This is a genomic window from Tunicatimonas sp. (genome assembly GCF_049647865.1).
Lineage (GTDB): Bacteria > Bacteroidota > Bacteroidia > Cytophagales > Cyclobacteriaceae > Tunicatimonas.
Window position 1 is genome coordinate 1 of the sequence record NZ_JBARYM010000241.1, and the last position, 7,220, is coordinate 7,220.

Sequence of the window (7,220 nt, forward strand, 5' to 3'; positions counted from 1 at the left end):
GATCTGTACAACATTCTAAGTGAGTAGAGAATACTTTTTATAAAATCAGTTCTACTGATCTAACCGCTTTTCTATTGCATCTAAACGCTTACTAATCTTCTTCATATCCAAGGTATACCTCAATAAGAGTGTCTAAGTCATCGCTCACCTACTGAACGGGTTTCATCCAGTTTTACCACATGATCTCTGAGGCAGCTCATTTGAGCTTTCATTGGATTGACTGATTTTCTTAAATTATTTAGTTCTTCCGTAGTTAAATAATACTAATCCAACTTCAGCACCGCCATAAAGGCTTCTTGGGGAATTTCTACGTTGCCGACTTGGCGCATTCGCTTTTTACCTTTTTTCTGCTTTTCTAACAGCTTACGCTTTCGGGAAATATCGCCGCCGTAGCATTTGGCAATTACGTTTTTACGAAGGGCTTTTACCGTTTCGCGGGCAATTACCTTCTGACCAATGGCAGCCTGAATAGCAATTTCGAACATTTGGCGGGGCAGCAGTTCACGCAGTTTTTCGCACAGCCGCTTACCCCACTCGTAGGCTTTATCGCGGTGGACAATGGCTGAGAGCGCATCTACTTTGTCGCCATTCAGCATAATATCTAGCTTCACCATATTGGATGCTCGATAGCCAATAGGGTGATAATCTAAGGAAGCGTAACCACGAGAGATGGTTTTGAGCTTATCGAAAAAGTCGAAGACAATTTCTGCCAGGGGTAATTCAAACGATAGCTCTACCCGGTCTTGAGTAAGAAATACTTGATTCTTGATGATTCCCCGCTTGTCCATGCACAATTCAATGATGCCCCCGATAAATTGTGATTTGGTGATAATTTGCGCTCGGATAAAGGGCTCTTCGATGCGGTCGAGAAAATTTGGTTCGGGCATTTCAGAGGGAGCACTTACCGGTTTCATAGTGTTATCAACATCAGAAAGATAAGCATGAAACCCTACCGAAGGTACGGTGGTAATCACGGTCATATCAAACTCCCGCTCCAGTCGCTCCTGCACAATCTCCATATGCAACATTCCCAGAAAACCGCAACGAAAGCCAAACCCTAGCGCTGCCGAGGTTTCGGGTTCCCATATTAGAGCAGCATCATTCAGTTGCAATTTCTCCATAGAAGCGCGGAGTTCTTCAAAGTCAGTGGTGTCTACCGGGTAAATCCCAGCGAACACCATCGGTTTCACATCTTCAAATCCACTCAGCGAAGCAGCCGGATTTTTAACGTGGGTGATGGTATCCCCCACTTTTACTTCACTGGCGGTTTTAATACCGGAAATTAGGTAACCAACGTTCCCAGCTTCTATCGTTTTTGCAGGTTGCTGCTTTAGCTTCAGAATACCAATTTCGTCGGCTCCATAGGTACGCTTGGTATTTACAAATTTTACCTGATCACCTTTATTCAACCTTCCGTTGAAAATGCGAAAGTACACTTCTACCCCCCGGAAGGGATTATAAACCGAATCAAAAATCATCGCCTGGAGTGGCGCATCTACATTACCCTTAGGCGGCTGAATGCGCTCAACTACCGCTTCCAAAATCTCAGGCACCCCCAAACCCTCTTTAGCACTTGCCAACAGAATATCTTCCTTACTACAGCCAATCAGGTCAATAATTTGGTCGCTTACTTCTTCTACCATCGCCCCAGGCAGATCAATCTTATTAAGTACCGGAATAATTTCTAAATCATGGTCAATAGCCAGGTACAAATTGGAAATGGTTTGGGCTTCTACACCTTGGGCCGCATCTACTACTAACAATGCACCTTCGCAAGCTGCAATTGAGCGAGATACTTCGTAAGAAAAATCGACGTGGCCGGGTGTATCAATCAGATTGAGGACGTAAGCTTCTTCCTTTCCCTCTTTACTATACGTATAATTCATTTGGATAGCATGGCTTTTAATAGTAATGCCTCGCTCCCGCTCCAAATCCATGTTATCTAGCAGTTGGTCTTGCATATCCCGCTCATCTACCGAGCCAGTCGCCTGAAGTAGTCGGTCGGCTAACGTGCTTTTCCCGTGGTCAATATGGGCGATGATGCAAAAATTACGGATGTTCTTCATAAGTTTCGTTCTACAGCAAATAATCGGCGCCAACCGCCAACGATCGAGTGTTCAAAAATAGCAATAATAGTTGGTGTAGTAACAAGGGCAAAGGCGTATTTAGTTTAGCCGGAAAATGAAACTTTCGACTGGTGCTCAAACTATTCCCTCAGTACCGGGTTGAAAACAGCGTATGAGTAGTAATAAAACGAAAAATGTTTTAGGGAATTTACTCCAACTTTGTAGTGAATCACCCAAAACCGGGTTTTACCGCACCGGTTGTTGCGAGACTGGCCCGGAAGATAGTGGTCGTCATCTAGTCTGTGCCATTATGACCGGTGAATTTCTTCAATTTACCAAGCAACAAGGCAATGATTTGAGTACCCCAATGCCTGCTTACAATTTTCCGGGGCTAAAGACAAATGATCGCTGGTGCCTATGTGCTCTGCGGTGGAAAGAAGCATTTGATGCCGGAGTTGCCCCTCCGGTGGTACTGGAAGCTACTCACGAAGCAGTTCTACGGTACGTCTCTATAGAAAACCTATTGGCTCATGCCCATTTGCCAGTAAACTAGTTCAGATAGTACCAAGCACCTTCATCTCTTCTATTTAATCTAAATTTTCTGCGAAAAGTTAAAATATAGCACTCATTAAGGGCCAAGAAGATATTTTGCCTGAATAAGCTACTTGAACTGTTAATTATTGGTTCTGAACCGCAGAAATGATCAGTATTTCTCTTTTTCAACAAATCGACCGGTAAATTTTTCAAGTAAAAAATGATTATTCCTCATGTACCTTTTTGAGAAGATATGTCAGAAAACTTCATTATTTGTTCAATTTATGCTCAAAACAGTACATGCCCATTTCTATTAATTATATAATATTTTCAAGTAATACTTAAATGTAATTAATACAACTTTCCCTTCTGTGGTAATCATTTCATTGCGCTTTCAGCGAGTGCTACGCTACTTATAATCCTGGCTGAATACCAGATTTTACTGATGATCTAAATTTTTTTCTACAGCCTCGGTCACTTTTATTCATCATAGCTCACTAAGGTAGATAAAAGCTTACGCTTTAATATGTCTGGAAAGAAAGAAGTCCTATTCATGCAGTTGCTAGAAGATAATAAGTACCGGATTCTTCGGATATGCCGAGTCTACACTCAAAGCGCCCAGGATCGACAGGATCTATATCAGGAAGTAATACTAGAACTATGGAAATCGTTGGATACGATTCAATCACTGGCTTACGCCAGCACTTGGCTCTACCGGGTAGCTCTTAATGTGAGTATGCGATTTCAGAGGAAATCAAAGTCAGCAGATAGGCGATTAACCGATAGCATTCAGTTTGTTGCCCAACAGCCGACCGTCCAGGAAGATATGGAAAAGCAGGAACTAAGAAACCAGCTTTACGCCTGCATTGCCCGGCTAGACGAAAGCAACCGCGCAATTATCTTACTTCACTTGGAAGGAGTTGGTAACCAGCAAATTGCCGAGATTATCGGGTTGAACGACAATCACGTGGCGGTAAAGCTCAAACGAATCCGAGCAAAACTAAAAGTATGCCTTAACTAACCGGAAGTATGCTAGATCAAGAATTACAAGCTCTTTGGCAACAAGCCCCCTCCGATATGCAAATTAAATTTAACCAATCGAAGCTGATGATTGACGTAAATCACGATATACGAAAATTTGAGCGCACACTGTTTTGGCGGGATGCTGTAGAGATTATAGCGGCTATCGCTGTTATGATACTGTTTGGAAGATTATTATACCACGTCCCAATTACTGTAGTCCGAATAGGATCAGGCGTTATCATTTTTGCGGCCTTACTTATTGTCTACAAACTAATAGCGGTAAAACGCTTTAGAAAAAACCCATCTCCTAATAATTCTTTCAAAGAATATCTAGAGATGAGGTACCAACACCTATCTAAAGAAAAACGACAATTAGAAACAGTCTTATACTGGTATATTTTGCCAATTCTTATCGGCTATGCGATTCTAGGCTCAACGCTGCTATATATTCCACTCTGGTGGGCTTGGGTTTTTTACGTATTTTACTTAGCGTCCGGATTTGGAGTTGGCTGGTTTATACGATGGTTGAACCAGCGAGCAGTGAACAAACAGTTCAACCCGATACTGCACCGGATAGAAAGCATCTTAGAAAGTTTAGAATCATCCTGAAAAGTAGCTAAATACGCGAGCTTTGTCTAATTTCGCCGAATCGTTGAATATTCAGACCGGAATTATGGATAAATCAGAAGAAAATGCTTCGTTAAATTTTATTGAGCAAATCGTAGAAGAAGACCTGGAAAATAGTAAAAATGACAGTGTAATTTATACCCGTTTCCCACCCGAGCCGAACGGCTTTCTGCACCTCGGCCATGCCAAGTCCATTTGTCTTAACTTTGGATTAGCCCAGAAGTACGGCGGAAAAACCAATTTGCGCTTTGACGATACCAATCCGGTGACGGAAGATACTTCTTACGTAGCGGCGATCAAAGAAGACGTTCGTTGGCTTGGGTTTACCTGGGAGGGCGAAGAACGCTACGCCTCTGATTATTTTGATAAATTATACAATCTGGCGGTTGAACTGATTAAGCGAGGAAAAGCTTACGTAGATGAAACTTCAGTAGATGAAATTCGGCGAATGCGGGGCACTCCTACCCAACCGGGTGAGGAGAGTGCCTACCGAAACCGACCCGCAGCAGAAAGCCTGACCTTATTTGAGCAAATGAAATCCGGGGAACTACCGGAAGGAGCTGCCGTACTACGCGCCAAAATTGATATGGCCTCGCCCAACATGCACTTGCGCGATCCTATCATGTACCGCATCCTGCACCGCCATCACCACCGTACTGGAGATCGATGGCATATTTACCCGACCTACGACTGGGCCCACGGACAGAGCGATGCTATTGAGGATATTACCCACTCAGTGTGTACGCTGGAGTTTGAAGTACATCGTCCGCTCTACGACTGGTTTGTAGAGCAGATTGGTGAGTTTGATCAGGAAATGGTGAACCCCCGTCCGCAGCAAATTGAGTTCGCTCGCCTCAACGTAAATTATACCGTCATGAGCAAGCGTAAGCTATTGGAGCTAGTGAACGAAGGCTACGTGAGCAGCTGGGACGATCCGCGCATGCCTACCATTAGTGGTCTACGTCGCCGGGGCTACACTCCCAATAGTCTGCGGAACTTTGCCGAGCGGGTAGGAGTAGCCAAGCGCGACAACGTGATTGACTTAAGCTTGCTGGAATTCTGCATCCGGGAAGATTTAAACCAATCGGCTCCCCGGGTAATGGCCGTGCTGGATCCAATTAAGCTGGTTATTACCAATTATCCGGAAGGTCAAACGGAAGAGCTATCGGTAGAAAATAACCCGGAAGATGAACAGGGAGGAAACCGAATGGTGCCGTTTAGCCGGGAGCTTTATATTGAGCGAGATGATTTTATGGAAGATCCCCCGAAGAAGTTCTTCCGGCTGGGTCCCGGTCGCGAAGTTCGGCTCAAGGGGGCGTATATCATCCACTGCGAATCTTTTGATAAAGATGATACTACGGGCGAAGTAACCACAATCTACGCTACCTACGATCCCGCTACCAAAAGTGGTGAAGATACTACCGGCAAAAAGGTCAAAGGAACGATACATTGGGTCTCGGCACCTCACGCTATTTCGGCGGAAGTTCGCTTATATGACCGCCTTTTTTCTGACCCCGAACCTACTGACCATAAAGATGAACAAGGCGAGCCAATTGATTACAAGCAGTTTATCAACCCCGATTCGCTAGTTGTATTAGATCAGATACGGGTAGAACCCAGTTTAAAGAACGCTCAACCATTAGACCGGTTCCAGTTTATGCGAAAGGGCTACTTCTGCGTTGATCCTGATTCCCAAAGCGACAAATTGGTATTTAACCAGACGGTGACGCTACGCGATAGTTGGGCGAAGAAAAATAAGAAATAATTAGTGCAAACTTTCGTACTTTTCGGTGATATAGGCGAAAGTTTCCTTAAGTTCCTCGATTTCTTTCTTACAAATTTTACGGTGCGATTCATCCATGTCTGACATATCCACCATACCCTCAATACGGCAGACTGCGCCCATAAACCGATGATGATTCAAATCGTGTAGTAGACCAATATGCATCGATTGATAGCTTGGTTTGGCTTCTAGAAATTTCTTTTGAATAAAAGAGATGCTAGTGTACAGGACTAAGTATGTGCCAATTACAGAAATTAGATCAAGGTGTAATGGAGTTGTTTCACCTAATGGTAGAGTAACATATGTCATATATATGCTATATATCATAAGTACAGATATGATTATACGCATCACATAATCCTTACGTGGAACAGTCAGAATCCAGGCAATAGCTATGATTAAGCAAATAAAGTTGACAGAAAAAGCCCACCAAAAATTAGTAAAATCTCCATAATAGCTGATTTGCAACTCTGATGGAAAAAGGCGCCAACTGTTATAGACAATCGGTACAAGAAGGACTAATGCTAGGCTAATCCACTTTCTCTTATCACCCCGAAAGAAGAAAACACTTTGGTATAATGGGCTGAACGTTGGCTTATTAATTACCTCCATATATTTCCTAATGCTTTTGCGACCTACTTAAAAAGATAAATGTAATAATTATAGAATGTATTCGGAATAAAAGCAAATTTAAATTCTGTAAATATTTTACTTAGCTTTTCGATAAAAATTCATTCACTATTTAAAAATAAAATAAGATATAGTTCAATATTCTGCTATTATGTTATGTCTAACATTTTTATTAGAACTGGCAGTCCCCTTACCTGAGTAATGTTTCAAGCGTTATTACTATGAATAAGAATGAAACAAGCAACTACATTTGTTACATATACTTACATATGTAAGTTTTATTTAAAAGTAAACAAAAATCTTTATTCTTATGAAAAGTATTGTAAAGAACTTCGGACGCTTAATTATGATTACATCTATTCCTTTAATGCTGTTAGCAAGTTGCGATAGCGACCTAGTAGAACCTGAAAATGCCATGCCACCAAAGAAGACTTTTAAGAAGCCTCAAAGAGCCTAATTGTTAGAGTAGTTACTAAGAATAGAAATATTCATACAGAAGACAGTCTGTGCTATCAACTACATCAATTAATAGTAAAGGCTAACACAATTATACAATC

The 7,220-nt window shown here is 42.2% G+C and carries 7 protein-coding genes; 5 read left to right on the plus strand and 2 right to left on the minus strand.

Annotation, left to right across the window (positions count from 1 at the left end; translation table 11 throughout):
• Nucleotides 1–263 precede the first annotated feature (263 nt).
• The gene (gene lepA, locus WBA23_RS07425; protein ID WP_424581640.1) at nt 264–2,066 is read right to left on the minus strand and encodes a translation elongation factor 4; all 1,803 of its coding nucleotides are present in this window, start codon (nt 2,064–2,066) and stop codon (nt 264–266) included.
• Nucleotides 2,067–2,238: 172 nt separating this feature from the next.
• Between lepA and WBA23_RS07430 the strand changes: the two genes are divergently transcribed.
• The 4 genes from WBA23_RS07430 (at nt 2,239) to WBA23_RS07445 (ending at nt 6,015) form a co-directional block, all read left to right on the plus strand.
• A complete protein-coding gene (locus tag WBA23_RS07430) occupies nt 2,239–2,619 on the plus strand; it encodes a DUF2237 family protein (protein WP_424581641.1) in 381 nt (126 codons plus the stop codon).
• A gap of 507 nt (nt 2,620–3,126) precedes the next feature.
• Nucleotides 3,127–3,621, plus strand: a complete 495-nt coding sequence (locus WBA23_RS07435) for an RNA polymerase sigma factor (protein ID WP_424581642.1) — start codon at nt 3,127–3,129, stop codon at nt 3,619–3,621.
• Nucleotides 3,622–3,629: 8 nt separating this feature from the next.
• The gene (locus WBA23_RS07440) at nt 3,630–4,232 is read left to right on the plus strand and encodes a hypothetical protein (RefSeq protein ID WP_424581643.1); all 603 of its coding nucleotides are present in this window, start codon (nt 3,630–3,632) and stop codon (nt 4,230–4,232) included.
• A gap of 64 nt (nt 4,233–4,296) precedes the next feature.
• Nucleotides 4,297–6,015, plus strand: coding sequence for a glutamine--tRNA ligase/YqeY domain fusion protein (locus WBA23_RS07445; protein WP_424581646.1), 1,719 nt, complete (start codon nt 4,297–4,299; stop codon nt 6,013–6,015).
• Here WBA23_RS07445 and WBA23_RS07450 read toward each other — a convergent pair whose 3' ends face one another.
• On the minus strand, nt 6,016–6,342 hold the full coding sequence (locus tag WBA23_RS07450; protein WP_424581644.1) for a hypothetical protein: 327 nt from the start codon (nt 6,340–6,342) through the stop codon (nt 6,016–6,018).
• 631 nt (nt 6,343–6,973) lie between these two features.
• On the opposite strand from WBA23_RS07450, the gene WBA23_RS07455 reads away from it, so the two are divergent.
• Nucleotides 6,974–7,120 (plus strand): hypothetical protein, encoded by a 147-nt coding sequence (locus WBA23_RS07455; RefSeq protein WP_424581645.1) that lies wholly within the window; start codon nt 6,974–6,976, stop codon nt 7,118–7,120.
• Nucleotides 7,121–7,220: the final 100 nt, after the last annotated feature.

What these genes read in the sequence shown, in the direction of transcription:
- lepA (WP_424581640.1), bottom strand. Translation starts at nt 2,066, where the DNA reads ATGAAGAACATCCGTAATTTTTGCATCATCGCCCATATTGACCACGGG.
- WBA23_RS07430 (WP_424581641.1), top strand. Translation starts at nt 2,239, where the DNA reads ATGAGTAGTAATAAAACGAAAAATGTTTTAGGGAATTTACTCCAACTT.
- WBA23_RS07435 (WP_424581642.1), top strand. Translation starts at nt 3,127, where the DNA reads ATGTCTGGAAAGAAAGAAGTCCTATTCATGCAGTTGCTAGAAGATAAT.
- WBA23_RS07440 (WP_424581643.1), top strand. Translation starts at nt 3,630, where the DNA reads ATGCTAGATCAAGAATTACAAGCTCTTTGGCAACAAGCCCCCTCCGAT.
- WBA23_RS07445 (WP_424581646.1), top strand. Translation starts at nt 4,297, where the DNA reads ATGGATAAATCAGAAGAAAATGCTTCGTTAAATTTTATTGAGCAAATC.
- WBA23_RS07450 (WP_424581644.1), bottom strand. Translation starts at nt 6,342, where the DNA reads ATGACATATGTTACTCTACCATTAGGTGAAACAACTCCATTACACCTT.
- WBA23_RS07455 (WP_424581645.1), top strand. Translation starts at nt 6,974, where the DNA reads ATGAAAAGTATTGTAAAGAACTTCGGACGCTTAATTATGATTACATCT.